Origin of the sequence: Polynucleobacter nymphae (genome assembly GCF_018882155.1) — a bacterium.
In the GTDB taxonomy this organism is placed as follows: Bacteria; Pseudomonadota; Gammaproteobacteria; order Burkholderiales; family Burkholderiaceae; genus Polynucleobacter; species Polynucleobacter nymphae.
Genome location: NZ_JACVPA010000001.1, coordinates 533,442 through 552,574, shown reverse-complemented (window position 1 = coordinate 552,574; position 19,133 = coordinate 533,442). Strand labels below are relative to the sequence as shown.

Annotated in this window: 23 protein-coding genes; 13 read left to right on the top strand and 10 right to left on the bottom strand. The window is 45.2% G+C overall.

The features are described from left to right. Positions 1-8: 8 nt before the first annotated feature. The 3 genes from ICN29_RS02830 (at position 9) to ICN29_RS02820 (ending at position 3,298) form a co-directional block, all read left to right on the top strand. Positions 9-251, top strand: a complete 243-nt coding sequence (locus ICN29_RS02830) for a FeoA family protein (protein ID WP_216129514.1) — start codon at positions 9-11, stop codon at positions 249-251. After that, entirely contained in the window at positions 244-2,157 is a 1,914-nt protein-coding gene (feoB, locus tag ICN29_RS02825; protein WP_216129512.1) for a ferrous iron transport protein B, read from the top strand. Before ICN29_RS02830 ends, feoB begins: the two co-directional genes overlap by 8 nt. A gap of 97 nt (positions 2,158-2,254) precedes the next feature. After that, entirely contained in the window at positions 2,255-3,298 is a 1,044-nt protein-coding gene (locus tag ICN29_RS02820) for a fumarylacetoacetate hydrolase family protein (protein WP_216129510.1), read from the top strand. A gap of 71 nt (positions 3,299-3,369) precedes the next feature. Here the strand turns inward: ICN29_RS02820 and ICN29_RS02815 are convergent, their stop codons facing one another. Next, on the bottom strand, positions 3,370-4,257 hold the full coding sequence (locus ICN29_RS02815; RefSeq protein WP_216129508.1) for a fumarylacetoacetate hydrolase family protein: 888 nt from the start codon (positions 4,255-4,257) through the stop codon (positions 3,370-3,372). Positions 4,258-4,369: 112 nt separating this feature from the next. Here ICN29_RS02815 and ICN29_RS02810 point away from each other — a divergent pair, with 112 nt between their 5' ends. The 3 genes from ICN29_RS02810 to ICN29_RS02800 are packed head-to-tail and all read left to right on the top strand — an operon-like array spanning position 4,370 to position 6,570. Then, positions 4,370-5,356: a Bug family tripartite tricarboxylate transporter substrate binding protein gene (locus ICN29_RS02810; protein ID WP_216129506.1), complete on the top strand. Its 987-nt coding sequence runs from the start codon at positions 4,370-4,372 to the stop codon at positions 5,354-5,356. Then, positions 5,356-6,153 carry a class II aldolase/adducin family protein gene (locus tag ICN29_RS02805; RefSeq protein WP_216129503.1) on the top strand — a complete coding sequence of 266 codons (798 nt, stop codon included), beginning with the start codon at positions 5,356-5,358 and terminating at the stop codon, positions 6,151-6,153. The genes ICN29_RS02810 and ICN29_RS02805 overlap by 1 nt, the downstream gene beginning before the upstream one ends. 21 nt (positions 6,154-6,174) lie before the next feature. Beyond that, a complete protein-coding gene (locus ICN29_RS02800) occupies positions 6,175-6,570 on the top strand; it encodes a c-type cytochrome (protein WP_216129501.1) in 396 nt (131 codons plus the stop codon). A gap of 6 nt (positions 6,571-6,576) precedes the next feature. Here the strand turns inward: ICN29_RS02800 and ICN29_RS02795 are convergent, their stop codons facing one another. The 5 genes from ICN29_RS02795 to ICN29_RS02775 form a co-directional block, all read right to left on the bottom strand. Next, positions 6,577-7,008: a DUF6152 family protein gene (locus ICN29_RS02795; protein WP_216129499.1), complete on the bottom strand. Its 432-nt coding sequence runs from the start codon at positions 7,006-7,008 to the stop codon at positions 6,577-6,579. 33 nt (positions 7,009-7,041) lie between these two features. Beyond that, a complete protein-coding gene (locus tag ICN29_RS02790) occupies positions 7,042-7,869 on the bottom strand; it encodes a hypothetical protein (RefSeq protein ID WP_216129497.1) in 828 nt (275 codons plus the stop codon). 9 nt (positions 7,870-7,878) lie between these two features. Next, entirely contained in the window at positions 7,879-8,385 is a 507-nt protein-coding gene (locus ICN29_RS02785) for a DUF6644 family protein (RefSeq protein WP_216129495.1), read from the bottom strand. 16 nt (positions 8,386-8,401) lie between these two features. Next, positions 8,402-8,887: a DUF6644 family protein gene (locus ICN29_RS02780; RefSeq protein ID WP_216129492.1), complete on the bottom strand. Its 486-nt coding sequence runs from the start codon at positions 8,885-8,887 to the stop codon at positions 8,402-8,404. 173 nt (positions 8,888-9,060) lie between these two features. Then, positions 9,061-10,059 (bottom strand): Bug family tripartite tricarboxylate transporter substrate binding protein, encoded by a 999-nt coding sequence (locus tag ICN29_RS02775; RefSeq protein WP_216129490.1) that lies wholly within the window; start codon positions 10,057-10,059, stop codon positions 9,061-9,063. 106 nt (positions 10,060-10,165) lie between these two features. Between ICN29_RS02775 and ICN29_RS02770 the strand changes: the two genes are divergently transcribed. The 7 genes from ICN29_RS02770 to ICN29_RS02740 all read left to right on the top strand — a co-directional run bounded on the left by ICN29_RS02770 (position 10,166) and on the right by ICN29_RS02740 (position 13,987). After that, a complete protein-coding gene (locus tag ICN29_RS02770; protein WP_216129488.1) occupies positions 10,166-10,447 on the top strand; it encodes a SemiSWEET family sugar transporter in 282 nt (93 codons plus the stop codon). A 34-nt stretch (positions 10,448-10,481) separates the two neighbouring features. Beyond that, the gene (locus ICN29_RS02765) at positions 10,482-11,174 is read left to right on the top strand and encodes a fumarylacetoacetate hydrolase family protein (protein ID WP_216129486.1); all 693 of its coding nucleotides are present in this window, start codon (positions 10,482-10,484) and stop codon (positions 11,172-11,174) included. A gap of 58 nt (positions 11,175-11,232) precedes the next feature. After that, the gene (locus ICN29_RS02760) at positions 11,233-11,391 is read left to right on the top strand and encodes a DUF5993 family protein (protein WP_216129485.1); all 159 of its coding nucleotides are present in this window, start codon (positions 11,233-11,235) and stop codon (positions 11,389-11,391) included. Then, complete coding sequence (locus tag ICN29_RS02755; RefSeq protein ID WP_216129483.1) at positions 11,388-11,951, top strand: disulfide bond formation protein B; 564 nt, start codon at positions 11,388-11,390, stop codon at positions 11,949-11,951. The genes ICN29_RS02760 and ICN29_RS02755 overlap by 4 nt, the downstream gene beginning before the upstream one ends. Positions 11,952-11,980: 29 nt before the next feature. Further along, positions 11,981-12,952 carry a tripartite tricarboxylate transporter substrate binding protein gene (locus ICN29_RS02750; RefSeq protein ID WP_255538041.1) on the top strand — a complete coding sequence of 324 codons (972 nt, stop codon included), beginning with the start codon at positions 11,981-11,983 and terminating at the stop codon, positions 12,950-12,952. 112 nt (positions 12,953-13,064) lie between these two features. After that, a complete protein-coding gene (locus ICN29_RS02745; protein ID WP_216129479.1) occupies positions 13,065-13,496 on the top strand; it encodes a hypothetical protein in 432 nt (143 codons plus the stop codon). A gap of 29 nt (positions 13,497-13,525) precedes the next feature. Beyond that, positions 13,526-13,987 (top strand): glycine zipper family protein, encoded by a 462-nt coding sequence (locus tag ICN29_RS02740; protein WP_216129477.1) that lies wholly within the window; start codon positions 13,526-13,528, stop codon positions 13,985-13,987. A 23-nt stretch (positions 13,988-14,010) separates the two neighbouring features. On the opposite strand, the gene ICN29_RS02735 is transcribed toward ICN29_RS02740, so the two are convergent. The 4 genes from ICN29_RS02735 to rho form a co-directional block, all read right to left on the bottom strand. Next, positions 14,011-15,402, bottom strand: coding sequence for an MATE family efflux transporter (locus tag ICN29_RS02735; protein ID WP_216129475.1), 1,392 nt, complete (start codon positions 15,400-15,402; stop codon positions 14,011-14,013). Between the two features lie 3 nt (positions 15,403-15,405). After that, on the bottom strand, positions 15,406-17,124 hold the full coding sequence (locus ICN29_RS02730) for an ArnT family glycosyltransferase (RefSeq protein ID WP_216129473.1): 1,719 nt from the start codon (positions 17,122-17,124) through the stop codon (positions 15,406-15,408). 100 nt (positions 17,125-17,224) lie between these two features. Next, positions 17,225-17,575, bottom strand: a complete 351-nt coding sequence (locus ICN29_RS02725) for a type B 50S ribosomal protein L31 (RefSeq protein ID WP_216129471.1) — start codon at positions 17,573-17,575, stop codon at positions 17,225-17,227. A gap of 166 nt (positions 17,576-17,741) precedes the next feature. Then, positions 17,742-19,004, bottom strand: a complete 1,263-nt coding sequence (gene rho / locus ICN29_RS02720; protein WP_088524673.1) for a transcription termination factor Rho — start codon at positions 19,002-19,004, stop codon at positions 17,742-17,744. Positions 19,005-19,133 lie beyond the last annotated feature (129 nt).

Below are 19,133 nucleotides of genomic sequence, written 5' to 3'. Positions count from 1 at the left end.
AATCCCTCATGAATTTGGGCCAGGTCGATCTAGATGTTGCTTACCGTGTAAGTGAAGTAAATGCTCCTCAAGGTGCTCCGCAAATCAAAGGGCAGTTGGAAGATATTGGCTTTTTGCCTGGCGAGCAAGTAACTCTTTTGAGAAAAGGATTGCTTGGTAAAGGCCCTTATATGGTTCGTATTGGCGCGTCTACATTTGCTTTGCGCCAGTCAGAGGCCTGCATGATTGAAGTTGAGTTGGTACATGCCTGAATCCCAAGTTCATTTTTTCTCTAGCGAACCTGTCGTTGCATTACTAGGTAATCCTAACTGTGGAAAAACGGCCTTATTTAATTTACTCACGGGTAGTCGGCAGAAAGTTGCAAACTATTCTGGTGTCACAGTAGAGCGCAAAGAGGGGCGGTTGACGCTCGAGTCAGGCAAGAATATTCGTATTTTGGATTTGCCAGGGGCATATAGTCTTTATCCAAGATCACTTGATGAGCGGGTGACTTGTAATGTGCTATTGGGTAGGGCCCAAGGTGAGAAGCGTCCTGATTTAGTGATTTGTATTCTAAGTGCAAGCAATTTACGTCGGAATCTACGCTTGGTCTTAGCAGCTAAACGTCTGGGTCTGCCGTGTCTGGTTGTGCTCAACATGCTCGACATTGCCCAGCGTCAAGGCTTGCAAATTGATACAGCGGCACTTTCTAATGAACTAGGGCTACCGGTATTAACTAGTATCGGCATTCAAGCAAATGGCGCTGATAACCTCAAGTCTTTCTTATCAGGCCTAGACTGGCGTAATTTAAGCGTATTACAAACTGGTACGAGTGATGCAACACTAGAAAATGTAGCTTCTCATATTGCTCATGCAGAGTCTGACAATATTTTGGTCCAGAAAATTTTACAAAATTTGAAGTTAGATCAAATCATTCCAGATCATTTAAGTGATCGTTTTGATGCTGTCTTACTCCATCCGGTGTTTGGTCCTTTGATTTTGATTACGCTCTTATTTTTGATCTTTCAGGCGGTATTTAGTTGGGCGGTATTGCCAATGGATTTGATCAAGACTGCCATTGAGTTTCTGGGAGCGCAGATCACTGAGATACTGCCAAATAACTGGATACGTAGTTTATTGATTAACGGTATTTTGGCGGGGCTAGGTGGGGTTGTGATCTTCCTGCCGCAAATTCTGATTCTGTTTTTCTTCATCCTGTTACTAGAGGAATCTGGCTACCTCCCCAGAGCAGCCTATTTACTGGATCGTGTCATGGGCTCAGTTGGGCTCTCTGGTAGATCATTTATTCCGCTTCTGTCGAGTTTTGCCTGCGCTATTCCAGGAATCATGGCCACTAGAAGTATTTCAAATTCACGAGATCGCCTAGTAACGATTTTGATTGCTCCAATGATGACCTGCTCAGCACGTCTACCGGTATATGCATTATTGATCTCAGCTTTTATCCCCGAAAAAAAGCTTTGGGCAAATATTGATTTACAAGGCCTCGTTTTATTCTTGCTTTATCTTGCAGGTATTTTGGGTGCGATGGGGGTTGCTTGGATTTTGAAGTATTTCACCAGCGATCAATTTCGGATGAATGCCCTCATGATGGAGTTGCCTAGCTATCATTTGCCGCGCCTTGGTAATTTAGCAATTAGCTTATGGCAGCGCGCAGAAATATTTCTGCGTCGCGTCGGTGGCATCATTCTCATTATGACAATTGCTTTATGGGCGCTATCTAGCTTTCCGCTTCCGCCTGAGGGCGCCACGGGTTCAGCTATTCAATATAGTTTTGCCGGCATGCTGGGTCAGGCCTTGGCGTATATCTTTTCGCCCATTGGATTTAATTGGCAAATCAGCATTGCCTTAGTTCCCGGCATGGCGGCACGTGAAGTCGTAGTGAGCTCTTTAGCTACTGTCTACGCTTTATCGAGCGCAAGTGCAGATGCAGCAGAAGCATTGATCCCGTTAATTTCTTCTGGCTGGTCATTAGCAACTGCACTTTCACTATTGGCTTGGTTTGTCTTTGCACCGCAGTGCTTATCTACTATTGCAGCAGTTAAGCGTGAAACGGGGGGCTGGAAGATCCCAGTCATCATGTTGAGTTACTTATTTGGCCTAGCTTATATCGCCTCATTCATTACATACCACATCGCCATTTCCCTTGGAGTAGGCTAGTTCTATTGGCCTTCCTATTTGCTGCACCACGGCATTTATTGGTGCAGTAAGATTCTCCTTGTATCTAAAAAATCAATAACAACACAGGGAGATTCGGATGAGTTCTCGTCGTCAATTTATGAAAACTGCTTCAGCTGCAGGCGCTGGCCTAGTAGCTGTTTCTACTATGGGTGTAATGCAAGAGGCTTCAGCGCACCAAACTTCAGTGTGGGGTACAGAGGCTTATAACGGCCCTCGTGAAATGGTCAAGAACAGCAAAATTCTCTCCATTATGAATTCCGATGGAACAGAGACATTGGGCGTTGTTACTCCTAAGGGTGTGATTGACGTGCGTGCTGTGGCAAAGAAGATGAAGATCGCCGCCCCAACAACCTTAGACCAACTGCTGCAAGAGGGTAATGCTGGAGGCTTTAATAAGGTCGTATCTAGTGCTGATAAATCTGGCGTACCTTACTTAAAAGAGTCGGATATTACCTTTGGTCGACTGTTTAAGAACCCCGGAAAGATTGTCTGCGTTGGCTTGAACTATCGAGCCCATGCAGATGAAGTGGGAATGGCTCATCCAAAGGTGCCACCATTATTTAATAAGTTCAACAATAGCTTAGCGGAACATAATTGCTTGCTCCAAATTCCTCCGCCAGAAGTTTCGTATAAATTGGATTATGAAACTGAGCTCTTAATTGTGATTGGCAAGAAGATGCGCAATGTCCCAGTCTCTGATACTTTGGCTTATGTTGCTGGCTATTGCACCTCAAACGACTTTTCATCTCGTGACTTGCAGTTAGAGCGCCCAAGTGGGCAGTGGATGATTGGCAAGACCTTAGACCAATATGCCCCAATTGGACCTTATTTTGTAACGGCAGATTTAGTTGGAGATCCCAACAGTCTTCAGGTGAAAACTTGGGTTAATGGCGAATTGCGCCAGAACTCTAATACGGCTGACTTTATCCACAATACCCAAAATATGCTGTCCTATATCAGTATGTATTGGGCGCTAGAGCCGGGAGATATTGTCTTTACTGGTACACCACAAGGCGTGATTGCGGGCATGCCGAAAGACAAGCAAGTGTGGCTAAAGAAAGGCGATAAGATTGTCAGCTCGGTAGAGAAACTCGGTGAGTTGAAATTTACTTTGGGTTAAGTTACTTTACTTCAGCGTGTATAAAAGCCACCCTAGGGTGGCTTTTATATTTTGATAACTCTAGCTCTGTCTTACTGGGCTACGAAGGTATTCTCAAGTTTGCCGATACCACCCATTTCCACCACCACTACATCACCGTTGACTAAATACTTAGGCGGCTTAAAGCCAATACCAACTCCCACTGGAGTGCCTGTAGCAATCAAATCACCTGGGTATAGCGTAATTCCAGCAGAGACAGTAGCAATCATATTGGGAATATCAAAGATTAAATCTTTAGTGTTGGAGTTCTGACGAAGTTCGCCATTTACCCAGCACTTCACTGAGATATCATTTGCGTCGACTTCATCAGCCGTAACTACCCATGGGCCCATAGGGCAGAAGGTATCAAAGCTTTTACCTAAGAACCATTGCTTATGTCGTTGTTGCCAGTCGCGAGCAGTAACATCATTAATGGCGGTGTATCCCCAGACATGCTTCATGGCATCAGCTTCACTAATACCTTTGCCACCTTTGCCGATCACGATCGTCAATTCTGCTTCATAGTCAATGCAAGTAGAAACAGCAGTTGGGATAATTACATTAGTGTTTGGGCCGGTGACAGATTCTGGTGGTTTAGTAAAAAAGATAGCATGACTAGGAATATCTTCGCCTGGCTTAGCGCTACCATCAAAACCACTATTTGAGAACTCTTTTGCATGCTCATGGTAATTTTTTCCAACGCAAAAGATATTGCGGCGTGGTCTTGGTACTGGGGCTAATAAGCGAATATCGCTAAATGCATGGGTAGCAATCGATGTAGGTATTTTGCCGGCTAAATCCGCGCGCAGAATGGCAACAATGCCATCTTCACTTACATCGACCCCAAGATCAAGTTCCTGCACAGTTTTGCCATCGGCAGAAATAGTGCCAACGCGGGTCTTACCTGGCTCTTTTGTTAAAGAAAATGCTGCGTATTTCATGTTGCTATCTCCAGTGGGGGCTATATCTATGCTAGCCCCTGTTTATTATGATGAATCTTGTAGTAGGATAAAGACCATAAATAATAACTAAATTACTCATTTGAGACAAAAAATGAAGCAAATAATCAAACTGAGCCATCTACTTAGCTTTGCCGCGGCTTGCTTGTTTTCGGCTTTTGTAATAGCCCAGACTCCAGAAGCATGGCCTACTCGCCCAATTACGATGGTGGTACCTTTCCCTCCGGGTGGCGTGGCGGATGCCGTTGGTAGGCCAGTAGCTGAAGCCTTATCTCGTAGCCTAGGGCAATCCGTGATTGTTGAAAATAAACCAGGCGCTGGCGGTGGTATCGGCATGTCATCAGTAGCAAAAGCAAAACCGGATGGTTACACCATTCTGATGGCTTTATCTTCTATTTCAATTATTCCTGAGGCGGATAAAGTGGTTGGACGCGAGCAATCATTTCAACTAAATCAGTTAAAGCCGATTGCTCGATTTACAGCGGATCCTACGGTTTTGGTGGTGAGGGCCTATAGCCCATGGAAGGATTACAAATCTTTTATAGCGGCAATGCGCGCTAATCCAGGTAAATACAATTTTGGCTCATCAGGCAATTACGGAACGATGCACGTTCCGATGGAGATGCTTAAGGCCTCAGAAAAGTTTTATATGGTTCACATTCCCTATACAGGAGCTGGTCCAGCAATTGTAGGTCTGCTAGGTGGGCAAGTTGATGCAATTGCAACTGGACCATCATCGATTGTTCAGCAGATTAAGGCCGGTAAGGTCCGAGCTTTAGCGCACTGGGGGGATGGTAGATTGGCGAGCATGCCTGAGGTGCCTAGCTTTAAAGAGATGGGTATCAAGATTGAATTTTCTCAATGGGCTGGTTTATTTGTACCTAGCACAACACCTGATTACATCACCAATAAACTACGTGATGCCGCTAAACAAGCAGCCAATGATGAGCGTGTACGTTCTGTCATTAATGGCGCTGGTAGCCCCATCCAATATATGGATGCTCCTGAATTTAAAGTCTATTGGGATAAGGAATCTTCGCAAATGGGTGACGTTGTCAGAAAGATTGGAAAGGTCGAATAATGAAAAGACTTTTCATGGTAGTTATTTTTATAGTAGCTATTCAAGCTCATGCTGCTAGCGTTCAAGAGCAGATGGAGCAAAACCCTGCCGTCAAGTTAGCGGTTGAAGAGTTGGTCATCGCAAATCATATTTTGTATGATCAAAATGCGGTTGATGGTTATGGTCATATTAGTGTTCGTAATCCAGCCAACCCCAATACCTTCTTTTTAGCAAGAAGTGTCGCGCCTTCAGTAGTGAAAGTCGAAGACATTATGGAATTTGACATGGACGGTAAAGCCTTAAATGGTGATACCCGTGTTGCCTATGGTGAACGATTTATTCATAGCGGCATTCTTAAGAATCGCCCTGATATTAATTCAGTCATTCATGGCCATGCCTCTCCAATTCTTTCCTATGGTTTAACAGGTGTAACTTTGAAACCGGTTTATCACATGAGTGCGTTCTTGGGTGAGGGCGCACCGATATTTGAGATTCGTAATTTTGCTAAGCCAAATCCTGATACAGATATGTTTATTAGTAATTCAGATCTAGGAGATGCTTTGTCTCAGACTATGGGATTACAGTATTTTGTTTTAATGCGTGGCCATGGCTATGCTGCTGGAGCTGACTCCATTAAGAAGGCGGTATTTAGAACGGTCTACGCTATTCAAAATGCCAGCATTCAAGCTGAGGCAATGAAGATGGGCCAAGTTCAATATCTAACCCCTGGAGAGGCTGCTACCTCTAAGGAAACCATTGAAAAAACGATTGGGCGTCCATGGCAACTCTGGACTGAGCGCGTTAAAAAATCACAATAACTTTAGCAGTAATATACTCATATGAACATCAAAAACCTAGCCTCATTGATTACCTTTGCGACCTTACTATTTTCGGGAGTAGCTTTTGCCCAATCTGGTGAGGCTACTTATAAACAAGTTTGTATGAGCTGCCATGCGGCTGGCCTTGTGAATGCGCCAAAGTTTGGCGATAAAGCAAAGTGGGCGCCACTTATTGCCGAGGGGCAAGTTACCCTCACTGCGCATGCTTATGTTGGTGTTCGTGCCATGCCTGCTAAAGGCGGTAACCCCAATTTAAGTATTGAAGGATTTTCTGATGCATTAGTTTATATGGTGAATAACTCTGGCGGCAACTGGAAGTCACCTAATGCCCAAACAATTGCAGCGATTAATAAAGAAGTTGAATCCCGTAAAGCAGGGTTAAACAAGAAGCAATAACCAGAATTATTTTTGTTCACGCTCTTCTAGGTTTGGGCTCTCCTGAGCGCGAATATCAGCGGTATAGAATTTGCCGGTATCAGTCAAAGTTACCTTCTTCAGGTAGCCACCCTTATTGCCATTTCGCAGCGGCCAGAAATCCACTACAACCTTATCTCCTGCTTTCACAGAGCTTCTAGTCCAGCTACCTGCGCGAGTAAGATTTCCAGGGCTAGATACCTCCAGAACCCAGAGTGCTGGCGCATCACCATCTTTGAGGGTACCAGTCACAAAAATACCGACATGGGGGTTGGTCCATTGAACTTCTTTAACGACGCCTGTAATAGCTAGCACTTTGTCTCTATCAAACATGGTAGTGGCATGGTGTGCCAAAGCCAGTGCTGATGCAGAGACGGTAATTGCAAATACTAGCAGTCTGCTTAAGTTTTTTACTATCAAGATAAACACTCCTTCAAATAAGGTAAATATAAATTATTGCGGTGGAATACGGTTCCCACCGACGTCATATTGGACTGGAAGAAATATATCGTTACCACGTTGATCTTTACCTGGGGCAAAAGAACCTTCGAGGCAAACACCTTCAACGATGTCGTATTTACGTGCTCGTTGACGGAAATAAATACGGGTTGTTTTCCAGGGTTTAGTTAAGACCTTGGGGGCGATCACTTCAATGTCGTCATGTAATTCATCTTTTCCCACTAAGTGAATACGTTCAATGATGCGCATATCACCATTATTGGGAACGCCAGCAGCTTCACTGATCGCAATATAAGCCTGAGGCACGACGCCAATAGTATCGATCACTAGCGTATCGCCTTCCCACTTACCAATGGAGTGCCCATGAAAAGTTGGGTCTGGATCTTCGGGGTGAGGACGGCCATCCGTATAGATTCGGCGCAAGCGATTGCCATCAGACTCTCCTAGCATGGTCACTCTACCCGGGGTGAATAAGACTTCCATTGCATTATGGGTAACCAACATCCAAGCAGGCATCGCTTCTGGTAAGCAGTTCACAAAGAGTGGAGGGGGTCTACCTGCTTTTTCTTCGGCCAATTGAAATTGAATGAGTTCATTGGCAGCAGGAGTCCAAGGTGGCATATTGGTTTTAGCCTGCTTGCCTTGATCTGAAATCTTGGGATTCCAAACACCGCTCCAATCCGGAAGCTTAGCTTGGTTTGCCCAGTCTTTTGCTGTAGGTGGCGGATTAATGATGGGCTTAGTAGATTGTGCGTTTACACCGCTGGCTAGTGCTAGACCGAGACTAACGGTTAATAGTAAAAAAAGTACTTTTCTTTTCATTGCTACCCCTTATAAAGCTACTAACACCGGCTCTAGTGTAAAACCAATCCAGCGACCGCAGACAATAATACTAATCCAAAGTGTGAGTGAGATCGCCCCAGCAATCCGTGCTGAAGCTGGCAACTGCTGGTAGTGATTCCAGCTTTCAAGATTGCGTCCAATGATAAATTGAAAGCACATCATATTAATGCCAGCTAAAGCAAGTAAAGCAATCTTTGAGATAAAGTAAAAGTTTTGGCTATAACTCAATGCATTAGAGGTGAATAGTATGGCCCCTGTGAAGGCGGCAATCAGAAATGCTATCCAAGTAACTGGCAAGAGCTCTTTGCTAATGTTGCTAATAGGGCGGTTGATACCCCGTATTCCAATGAGTCTCAGATCAACTAAGGCAATGGAGCCTATCACTAGTGTGATTGCCAATACATGCAATGCTTCTACCCAAGGGAAAAGAAATTCATTTTCACGAATGATTTGGGCAATGGGGTTGCCGTAGATCAGGATTAAGATTTCATTCATTTTTTATGACGATTTATTAGGCATACGCAATCCAACGGCCAGCAGCCACAATGCCAACCCACAATCCTAGAGAGAGTATTGCTAAGAGATAGCTAGTCGCATCAGTCTGCGCATGAGAGTGATCCTTTTGCCACTTTCTCTGAAGGAAAAAAGTGATGAACAATACCGCTAAAAGCATGACCATTTTTATCTGAAAGGCTGGGTTTGTTAAAGATCGCGCAGGTTCGCCAACAATCATGATGCAGCCAGTGATGAGGAGTATGGGTAGAGGAAACCATACTAGGGATTTGTAGCGTGTAATGATGGTTGCGATTGGCTCACTTTTCCCATGCAGGCCCAGGATTCTTAAATTAATTAGAAGAGCTCCTATAAGGACCGATGCCATCGCTAAGATATGCAGGGTTTGCATGGTCGGCACTATCCAGAAATTGGCTTGTATTGCCGCGTTCAGCTCTGTTCTTTCGAGGAAGTAGCAAAAATCAATTAATCCAGAACTACTCATAGTGTTAACGATTATTTAATAATTATGAAGATCAGTTTATATTAATTGAATAAATGTAAATATTGCTAAGATAAAAAGCGCTAGGACTTTACTCCTCCCTACAGGGGCCTGAGACTGTTAAGTGCATCTGCAACATTCTATAGTTCACCGCATGCAGCCAACATCCAAGCTAATTAATCTGCCTTAATGCCAGCGTCTTTAATAACCTTGCCCCACATATTTAATTCTCTTTGAATGCGTTTTGCAGAATCAGCAGGCGTTAGGTAGTTCACATATACACCAGCAGCTAGCATACGCTCTTGTACATCAGGACGCTGCAAAATCACCTTGAGATCTGCATTGAGTTTGTCAATGATTCCTTTTGGCGTACCTGCGGGTGCCAAGATTCCGAACATACTCACGACATCAAAGTTTGGCAAGCCGGTGGCTTCAGTAATCGTAGGCACATCTGGTAATTGACTAACGCGTTTTGCAGTAGTCACTGCTAAAGCTCTTAATTGCCCAGCCTGAATAAATTGCAGTGCTGCAGGGACTGTTTCAGACATAGTGAGCACTTGACCGCCAACAAGATCCGTCATAGCAGGACCACTGCCCTTGTAAGGTACATGCAAAAGATCTAAACCCAATTGCGCGCGGAACATTTCCATAGCTAGGCGTTGCGGCGCTCCTGCACCAGAAGAGGCGAAGGTGAGTTTGCCAGGATTGGCTTTGGCATAGGCAATAAATTCCTTCATATTCTTTACAGGGACAGAAGGATTGACAACAAATACTAGAGGCACGACACCAACAACACCAACGGCCGTGAAATCTTTTTCTAAGTTGTATTTAATGCTATCCTTATTCAGGTTGGTATTAATGGCATGTGATGTGAGTGCACCCATCAGCAGTGTGTAACCATCGGCTGGTGACTTGGCTACTTGGTCGGCGCCAATATTGCCACTATCTCCCGAGCGATTATCAGGGACCACTTGTTGTCCCAATGATTTAGATAGCTCTTGTGCCATGATGCGGCCAATGACGTCAGTTGCACCTCCAGGAGGGAAGGGAATGACTAGGCGAACTTGTTTATCTGGATAGTTCTTAGTAGCTGCATCACCTTGGGCATAGGCATTGCCTAAAATAGCAATGGCCCCAAGCGCAATCAATAGGGTTTTTTGGAGTAGTTGTCTCATGGCTTATTCTAGATATGGGTTTGTAAAGTAAGTTTGTATTATCGCTAGAATTGGGCTTCCTGCGCTAGATCAAGGATTGATTGATTTTCCTTATTACAATAGCCTCATGAACCTTGAGCCCCACCAGATTGAAATAATTGGGTATTGCGCCGCATTCTTGACCACGATCGCCTTTTTACCTCAGGCAATACAGTCTTGGCGAACTCGGGATTTGTCAGGCGTATCCCTGGGCATGTATGCCCTATTTACAACTGGGGTAGGTCTCTGGCTGATTTATGGCCTCACTATTGAGAAGTGGCCCCTCATACTTGCCAATGCGTTGACCTTTGCTTTAGCTCTAAGTATCTTGTTGCTGAAATTGCGTCATACTTCTAAAAATCGAAAATAAATACTAATCCACAAGGTTTCATAGAAAGGGTTTTATGAGTTCAGCATTTGTGATTGATCCACCAGCAGTGATATCGCTAGCAGTCACTGGGGATAGCCGCCGTTTTGCAGTCAATCGGATTTACTGTGTTGGCCGTAACTATGCAGATCATGCGCGTGAAATGGGTCATGACCCAGATCGTGAGCCCCCATTCTTTTTTATGAAACCAGCCAACTCTATCGTGACTGATGGAAAAGACATGGCTTACCCCAATTTATCGAAAGATGTCCATCACGAAATCGAAATGGTCGTTGCGATTGGTAAAGGTGGCGCAAACATCCCGGCTGATAAAGCCCTGGACCATGTTTATGGTTATGGTGTTGGCTTGGATATGACAAGGCGTGATTTGCAAGGTGAGGCTAAGAAGATGGGGCGCCCCTGGGATACAGGAAAGGCATTTGACCAAGCAGCTCCTTGCGGAGAGATTACTCCAGCAACTCAATGTGGACATCCAACAAAAGGTGCAGTTAAGCTTTTAGTTAACGGTGAAGTGCGTCAAGAGGGCGACTTAAACCAATTAATCTGGAATGTACCCGACACTATTGCTTATCTCTCTACTTTGTTTACTTTAGAGCCGGGCGACTTAATTTTTTCAGGTACGCCAGCTGGTGTAGGCCCAGTAAAGAAGGGTGATGTACTTGAAGGCAGTGTTGAAGGTTTAGTTAATTTAAGTACTAAAGTTATTTAGCACCCTAAATAAGCCCTTAATTTAGCGCCTTAGCGACATCCTGCGCTAGAATTCCCCTATGTATATGTTTCTGCCTTTTCTGACAGCATTCATCGGACTGATTTTGGTCTGGTTTGAAAAGCGTCTTGCAGGCTTAATCGTATTAGCCATTACCGTTGGAATCCTAGTTGTCTGGTTCCGCTCGCATGCAAGCACTCATCTTAATATCAGCCTGTGAGTAAGATTTCTGTTCCTTCTCTGGCTGGCCTTGGTAATCAAGTGGCATTACTTGCAGTGATTGGTGTTTTGTCATACGCCTTTGTTGATCAACTGTATTTTGGTGAATTGCCTTGTCCACTATGTTTAATGCAGCGTATTGCGTTTGTCATCATTGGCTTTGCTTTGGTTCTGAATATTCGCTGTGGCGCTCACGCAGCACACTATGGTTGGGGCATCATCGGGGGCTTAGTAGGAATAGTGGTTTCTTTGCGTCAAGTGCTGCTTCACATCCTGCCTGGGGATAAGGGATTTGGTGCAACCTTCTTAGAGCTGCATTTTTATACCTGGGCCTTCCTTGGCTATTTAGGTTTATTACTGGGCTTTGCCATTCTGCTCATGTTGCCCAATCGAGAAGTGCGTTCCCGCTCTATATTTGCTAATGCTTTAGTGATCATTTTTGTTCTGCTAGTGGCGGGTAATTTGATATCCACGCTACTAGAGTGCGGCATCGGCCCATGCGCTGATGATCCTGTGAAGTACGAAGGCTGGCTTTGGTTACGTAACCGCTTCGGTTTTTAACTCAAGTAATGATGCCATTTTCAAGGCTAATGAAGAGCCTCTTAGTGCTGGTATTGATTTGGCTTGGTGTATCTAGCGCACACTCGCAAGTAAAGACTCCTTGGCCTAAGCAGGCCATTCGGATCATCGTGACCTTTACTCCAGGTGGTGCGCCCGATATCTTAGCGCGAGTCTTAGCTGAAAATTGGCAGCAAACCCTTGGTGTGGCAGTGCTTGTTGAGAATCGTCCGGGCTATGGTGGCAACATCGGCGCAGATTTAGTTGCTAAGAGCGATCCTGATGGCTACACATTACTCATTGGTACCGTGGGCATTCATGCGATTAATGGCGCTCTTTATGAAAAGATGTCTTTTGATCCGGTGAAGGATTTCACACCCATTAGTTTCTTAGCTAGCACCCCCAATGTCTTGATTGTGAATAAACAGTTGGGCGTCACCAATGTTCATGAGTTGATTGAGCTTGCTAAAGCTAAGCCAAATCAATTGACTTTTGGCTCTTCAGGCGTTGGCACCTCATTACATATGTCTGGTGAATTATTTAAAGAGATGGCAGGTATTGATATTCGCCATATCCCTTACAAGGGGCGTGCTCAATCTTTGCCAGATTTAGTCAGTGGACGTATTTCAATGCTCTTTGATAACTTATCTTCGTCATTGCCTTTGATTAAGGCAGGTGAGGTACAGGCTTTAGGTGTCACTACCTTGAAACGTTCATACGCTGCCCCAGAGATTCCGACACTTGCTGAGCAAGGATTGCCTGGATTTGAAGCAGTGTCATGGTTTTCTTTGATGGCGCCAGCAAATTTACCGCCAGCTATTCAAAGACGTCTTAACCAGTTAACTAGACAGGCCTTGGAAAACCCAGAGGTTAAAAATCGACTCTTGGCAAGCGGTCTAGAACCTGCCCCCGGTAGCCCGCAAGACCTGTCTAAATTGATGGTTGCAGAGTCCCGCAAGTGGAGTAGAGTAGTTCAGCAGTCTGGCGCTAAAGTAGAGCCATAATTTCTGATTTTCTTGTCAGCTAAACTGTATTTGAGGCGTTATTGATAGTGAAGCTAATTAAAATTAAATGAGAGTTTCGGAGAAGTACAAGGCCAAATTGAGGAGGTCGATTATGAAACAAACTAATAAATTCAGTATCTTAGGAGTTTTCTTAGCCGCTGTATTACTAGCTTTACCAGTGGCTGCCCAAGCAGGCAATGTAGGCTGGAATGTATCCGTAGGTGGTGGTTATGGTGGAGGCTGGCGCCCAGCAGCATATGGCCCGGGATGGGGGCCAGGATGGCGAGGTAATTGGGCTTATGGCGGTTATGGACCTTATGCAGGTTACTATGCCCCTCCGGTGGTATATGCCCCACCAGTCGTGACTTATATGCCGCCTCCTCAACCCATGTATTTGGTATCACAACCCCAGCCCGCAGTTTGGTATTACTGCCAAGCCAGTGGCCAGTATTTCCCATATGTACAAGATTGCCCTACTGGTTGGCAAACAGAGCCTGCAACACCGCCAACTAGTAGCGCTCGTCCCAAACAACCAATGCGTTAAAAATAATTCTGAATATTTTAAGGTTTGATATGAAACGATTTACCCGCATCACAGTATTGACTGCTTCTGTTCTTGCATCATTAGCTGCATGTGTATCTGCGCCAACCGGCCCGACAGTTGCCATCATGCCCCGCGAGGGCAAACCGTTTGAAGTATTCCAGCAAGAAGATCAACAGTGCCGTGAGTTTGCAGCCAATTCTATTAAAGACAGTAGTAATGTTGCATTAAAGGACGCTGCTACTAGCGCCGCTATAGCTGCCGCATTAGGCGCTGCTGCTGGAGCGATGATTGGTGGTGGTAGCCATACTAATGTAGGGACTGGTGCTGGCATTGGTTTATTAGGTGGCGCAGGAATTGGCGCTATGAATGCATCCGGAAAAGAAAACCAATCTCAAACGCAATACAACATCGCCTATCAACAGTGTATGTACTCTAAGGGCAATCAAGTCCCTAGTTATTCTGCGCCTATTTCAGGTCGAAGCTATCGATAAACTCCCAGTTATTTATCGCTAATCTATACCTTCAGCGGCGGATGCGTTTTTTCATAGCGATCCGCTGTTTTTCTAAAGAGGTAGAGTAAGAAGCAGGCAGCCAATCCAAGGCTGATACTGTTCCCAGCCCAAAAGCCATTGGCACCCTGCAAGAAGGTAGGTACATTGCCAAAAACATTAAAGCCCATAAGGTAGCCACCACCAAGACCTACACCCCACAATGATCCAGCGTAGATCAACATGGGCCAAAAGGCAATGCGATAAGCCCGCAGAATAAATGCGGCTGTTACTTGCAGAGCATCAAAGATTTGATAGAAGGCAACAAATAAAAAGAGTGGAATCGAAAAGGCTTTTACCTCTGCCGGTGGATCATATAAGTCTAATAGTTGCATTCTGAAGACCCAGACGGCAATGCCAATGGTGATGCAGGTAGCGGTTGTGAATAGTACTGATGACCAGCCAATCTCCTCGGCACGTTCTGGTTTGTTGGCACCAATAGATTGCGATACTAAGGTCATGGTTGCAATCGAGAGGGAGAGCGGCACCATGTAAATTACAGTCCCTAGATTGGCAACAATTTGATGTCCAGCCAATGCAGTGGTGCCCAGGCGCGCAATAAAGAGTGACATGAAAGTAAATGAAGTCACCTCAATCAAATAGCTAAAGCCAATCGGCATGCCCAGCTTTAATAGTGTCCAGATGCGTTGCCAATCTGGCATGCTAAAACGGACAAAGATTTCAAAGGGTTTATAAAAGCGGTCAAACAGAACAAATCCTAGAGTCAAGAGCATCCAGGTCCAGTTAATAATTACGGTAGCTACTGCACATCCAGGGCCACCCATACCTTCAATTCCAAAGCCACCATAAATAAAGAGTAAGTTCAGAGGCAGCTTTAAACCCAAGCCAATAAGCTGAATGACAGTAATCACGGCAGGACGAGATACGGCATTGTGCAAAGCCATCAATACGCGCATCACCATACTGGCAGGCAATCCAATCGCCAGAATGTTGAGATACAACCTTGCTTTACCTTCAATATCTGGGCTAACGCGCGAGATAGCTAGCACATGATCTGCATTCGTCAAAATCAAGCAGCCAAGAATAGTGAGGCCTAGTGCCAGCCAAGTAGCTTGCCTTACTTCTTCGCCAATCTCAGAATACCGTTTAGCACCAAAGAGTTGCCCGGCAATTGGAGCGAGGGCAGAAACTACTCCAGTGAGGCCAACATAAATACTGATGAAGATTGCTGAGGCCATAGCTAATGCGGCTAAGTCTTCGGCAGAGTAGCGGGCTGTCATGGCGGTATCTAGCACGCCAAACGCAATCACGGCTAACTGACCAATGAGAAGTGGGCCAGCAAGTTTGAGCAAAGCAGGAACGTCCTCGCGCAGGCGCGATAGTTTAAAGTGCAGCACTATTTATTCCGAGATTACTTCGTAAAGACGTAAGCGTTCATCACGGTCAGCCGCGCGACGGTCTTCCCAAATTAAACGCAATTTTTTATCATTGAGCTTTGCGTATGCTGTAGCTGTAGATTGATTATGAGTCAACATCCACGGACAATTAGGGTCATCGCGCAAAGAGAGTTTGGTGAAGTAGCTAAAAGAGGCAAGTTGGGCAGCGCCGATATTGCTAGTATTAATACAGCCAACACCAGATGGGACTACTTGTGAAAGACGTGCAGATACCTGACGATAGGTTTTTGCATAGTTGATCGTTGGTAACCATAGCGTCATCAACAACACCCACATCAAAGTTGTACCAGATGCAGAGATAATGAGGCAGCGCCAGATTTCCTTGGGGGCACGAGAGGTTCTCCATCGTACAACTGCAAACCATGCACCAGTAACCACTATTGCTATAAAAAGGGCAAGGAAGTTAAATTGGAATGTGAAACCGGGAAGCAGACGGGCTAAGTTTGCAGCAGTAGATTCTGGATAGCCGGTTACTTTTGCCAACCAAACAATCCAAATGGCAATAGCAATAATGGAGAAGCTAAACATTGCGAACCAATCAATGAAGCTAATCATGCTGCGTTTTAAGATCGGCAGGCTAAATGCAGCAATGATCGCTAAGCTCGGAATCAGAATCATCAAATCATGTTCGTTCGCTTCCAAGCGGAACAAAACATAAATTAAACTGCCAATAAATAAGCTGAGTGGAATACAAAGGTGGGGAGCGCGCCAAGCGCCAGCATCTTTGACCCGACCCCAGTGGGCTAAAGAGATGATTGCGAGTGGCCAAACAGGCCATGCATAGGCCCAGAAGTTCACACTTAAAAAGCCAAGCGATTCAATTGAAGGGGTAGCACGCATTTCTGGAATATTGCGCCAGCCTTCTTCAGCAAGGTGGCGTAAATGCACCGGAAGATCAGCTAAATACCAAATGATCGGCCAAATAGCAAAACCAATTAAACCTAAAACAGTACTCGTTAATGTCCAGCGGAAACGTAACTTGGCATTACTAGCTAGGACGGCAATGATGGTTGAGCTAACGATGATTAGGCTTAAGGTGAGATTACTAGATAGGGCAACAATAGCAATACCAAGACCAGTCCACAAACCGCCTTGCCATGGTTTGTCTAAGCCACGCACGGTTCCATAAAGTACGATGCTAATGCCCATCAGTTGCGCCATCATGGGCGTAGTTTCATGAGCACGTTGAGCTAGACCAACACAAGCTAAGAAGATGAGTAGCGCACCATCTGCCAAGGTCATGCCATAGCTCTTCAAATCGGGTTGACCGCCAACAGCAAATGCCATTGGCTGTACTTCGCGACGACGACCAAGAAGGTAGGTGGCATACCAAATTGCTAAAGCCGCAGAGAAAAAGCAAATGGCAGAATATAAGCGCGCAGCATTAGCAGCGCCGATCCAGGATCCAAATAATTCAATGAGAGTAGCGCCCATCCAATACGGTAGTGGTGCGCCTAAAGAAGCATCGCGTCCAGCAATATGAGGAACAATCCAATCGACAGAATTGCCGCGAAATAAAGTCCACATGCCACCAAAGCCAATGGCGTCCTCATTTTTCCAAGGATCACGAAAGAAGAGGCCCACAAAACCATAAACCAATGTCAGCGCAAAAATAATGATGCGCGGAATCGATTTAGTAGCAGCAGCGGTAAGTTTGACCATGAACTCGATTTAAGCAAAAACAAAAATAAAAAAGGCAGCAAATGCTGCCTTGATTATCTCGCAGAGTAGGTATTTCACATACCCTACGAATTGAAGTGAATTAAGCCTTCTTCTTAGCAGCTGGCTTTGCAGCAGCTTTAGCTTCTGCAGCAGCAGCTTTTTTCTCAGCTGTTTTAGCAGCGCCATCACCGGTAGACTTAGCAACCGCTTTGGTACCGAACTTCTGACGGAATTTCTCAACACGACCAGCGGTATCCATGATTTTTTGGGTACCAGTGTAGAAAGGGTGTGATTCAGATGAAGTCTCGATCTTGGACAATGGATATTCCTTGCCATCTTCCCACTTGATTGTCTCTTTAGTAGACATAGTGGAGCGAGTCTTGAAGCTGAAGTTATTAGAAACGTCTACAAAGACGATTTCACGATATTCGGGGTGAATGCCAGGTTTCATTTTGAGTCCTATGAGCGGGTAGCCGTTTAGGTTAAAAGAACCTAAATACTTTCCCAAGTTAAAAGCAGTTAATGGTGCAACAAAGGCGAAATTATGCCATGAAATCAACAACAAAGCGCACTTTTGGGGTCTCAAAAGGGCCTAAACAGCCCTCAGGACCCCTAAATTAGCCTCCGCGACGCATGAGGTCGAAGAATTCACCATTGTTTTTGGTCGATTTGAGCTTATCCACGATGAAGTTCATCGCCTCAATATCGTCCATATCGGCCAGCAATTTACGCAATACCCAGATTTTCTGGAGATTTTCTGCCTTGACCAGCAATTCCTCACGGCGGGTGCCAGACTTATTAAGGTTAATCGATGGATAAACACGACGCTCAGCCAAGCGACGCTCAAGGTGGACTTCCATATTGCCGGTGCCTTTGAATTCCTCATAAATGAGGTCATCCATACGGCTACCCGTTTCAATTAGGGCAGTAGCAATGATGGTTAATGAACCACCTTCTTCAATATTACGGGCCGCGCCGAAGAAGCGTTTTGGACGTTGTAAGGCATTGGCATCCACACCACCAGAAAGTACTTTTCCAGAAGAAGGAATCACGGTGTTGTAAGCGCGCGCAAGACGGGTAATGGAGTCAAGCAAAATGATGACATCTTTACCCATCTCAACTAAACGCTTTGCTTTTTCAATCACCATCTCGGCAACTTGGACGTGACGTACTGCTGGCTCATCGAAAGTAGAAGCAACGACTTCACCGCGAACGGAGCGCTGCATCTCGGTAACTTCTTCAGGGCGCTCATCCACTAAGAGAACAATCAAGATGGCATCAGGGTTATTAGCAGAGATGGCATGCGCGATGTGCTGCATCATGACTGTCTTGCCGGATTTAGGTGAGGACACAATCAAACCACGTTGGCCAAAGCCGATCGGGGAGATCATATCGATGATGCGACCTGTGAGGTTTTCTTCTGCCTTGATATCGCGCTCTAACAAAATCGTACGGTTAGGGTGTAGTGGGGTTAAGTTCTCAAACATGATGCGGTTCTTGAGGGCTTCTGGAGCCAAACCGTTAATCTTGTCGACTTTCACTAAAGCAAAGTAACGCTCGCCATCTTTTGGTGTCCGTACTTCACCTTCAACGCTGTCTCCTGTGTGTAGGTTAAAGCGGCGGATCTGTGCGGGGGAGATGTAAATATCATCTGGAGAAGCCATGTAAGAGGCTTCAGGAGAGCGTAAGAAACCAAAGCCATCTGGCAACACCTCTAAAGTGCCATCACCAAAAACCATTTCACCGGCTTTAGCGCGTTTCTTCAAAATGGCAAACATCAATTCTTGTTTGCGCATCCGTTGGGTATTTTCAATCTCCAAGCTAGCTGCCATTTCGAGCAGGGCGGATACGTGGAGGACTTTGAGTTCAGTTAATTGCATGTGGTTCTCTGGTGTTGATAAAGAAAAAAGGGATTAGATCAATTGGTTTTGGGGTGTCGCTGCGCTGATGGAAATCAAGCAGATGTAGAAAAACAGAATTTGGGAGATTTACTTAAAAGATGGGGGGGT

Coding starts and splice junctions, on each gene's coding strand:
- ICN29_RS02820 (WP_216129510.1), top strand. CDS start 2,255: ATGAGTTCTCGTCGTCAATTTATGAAAACTGCTTCAGCTGCAGGCGCT.
- rho (WP_088524673.1), bottom strand. CDS start 19,004: ATGCAATTAACTGAACTCAAAGTCCTCCACGTATCCGCCCTGCTCGAA.
- ICN29_RS02785 (WP_216129495.1), bottom strand. CDS start 8,385: ATGAATGAAATCTTAATCCTGATCTACGGCAACCCCATTGCCCAAATC.
- ICN29_RS02805 (WP_216129503.1), top strand. CDS start 5,356: ATGAAAAGACTTTTCATGGTAGTTATTTTTATAGTAGCTATTCAAGCT.
- feoB (WP_216129512.1), top strand. CDS start 244: ATGCCTGAATCCCAAGTTCATTTTTTCTCTAGCGAACCTGTCGTTGCA.
- ICN29_RS02725 (WP_216129471.1), bottom strand. CDS start 17,575: ATGAAACCTGGCATTCACCCCGAATATCGTGAAATCGTCTTTGTAGAC.
- ICN29_RS02775 (WP_216129490.1), bottom strand. CDS start 10,059: ATGAGACAACTACTCCAAAAAACCCTATTGATTGCGCTTGGGGCCATT.
- ICN29_RS02750 (WP_255538041.1), top strand. CDS start 11,981: ATGAAGAGCCTCTTAGTGCTGGTATTGATTTGGCTTGGTGTATCTAGC.
- ICN29_RS02790 (WP_216129497.1), bottom strand. CDS start 7,869: ATGAAAAGAAAAGTACTTTTTTTACTATTAACCGTTAGTCTCGGTCTA.
- ICN29_RS02760 (WP_216129485.1), top strand. CDS start 11,233: ATGTATATGTTTCTGCCTTTTCTGACAGCATTCATCGGACTGATTTTG.
- ICN29_RS02815 (WP_216129508.1), bottom strand. CDS start 4,257: ATGAAATACGCAGCATTTTCTTTAACAAAAGAGCCAGGTAAGACCCGC.
- ICN29_RS02830 (WP_216129514.1), top strand. CDS start 9: ATGAATTTGGGCCAGGTCGATCTAGATGTTGCTTACCGTGTAAGTGAA.
- ICN29_RS02745 (WP_216129479.1), top strand. CDS start 13,065: ATGAAACAAACTAATAAATTCAGTATCTTAGGAGTTTTCTTAGCCGCT.
- ICN29_RS02810 (WP_216129506.1), top strand. CDS start 4,370: ATGAAGCAAATAATCAAACTGAGCCATCTACTTAGCTTTGCCGCGGCT.
- ICN29_RS02740 (WP_216129477.1), top strand. CDS start 13,526: ATGAAACGATTTACCCGCATCACAGTATTGACTGCTTCTGTTCTTGCA.
- ICN29_RS02800 (WP_216129501.1), top strand. CDS start 6,175: ATGAACATCAAAAACCTAGCCTCATTGATTACCTTTGCGACCTTACTA.
- ICN29_RS02765 (WP_216129486.1), top strand. CDS start 10,482: ATGAGTTCAGCATTTGTGATTGATCCACCAGCAGTGATATCGCTAGCA.
- ICN29_RS02730 (WP_216129473.1), bottom strand. CDS start 17,124: ATGGTCAAACTTACCGCTGCTGCTACTAAATCGATTCCGCGCATCATT.
- ICN29_RS02770 (WP_216129488.1), top strand. CDS start 10,166: ATGAACCTTGAGCCCCACCAGATTGAAATAATTGGGTATTGCGCCGCA.
- ICN29_RS02780 (WP_216129492.1), bottom strand. CDS start 8,887: ATGAGTAGTTCTGGATTAATTGATTTTTGCTACTTCCTCGAAAGAACA.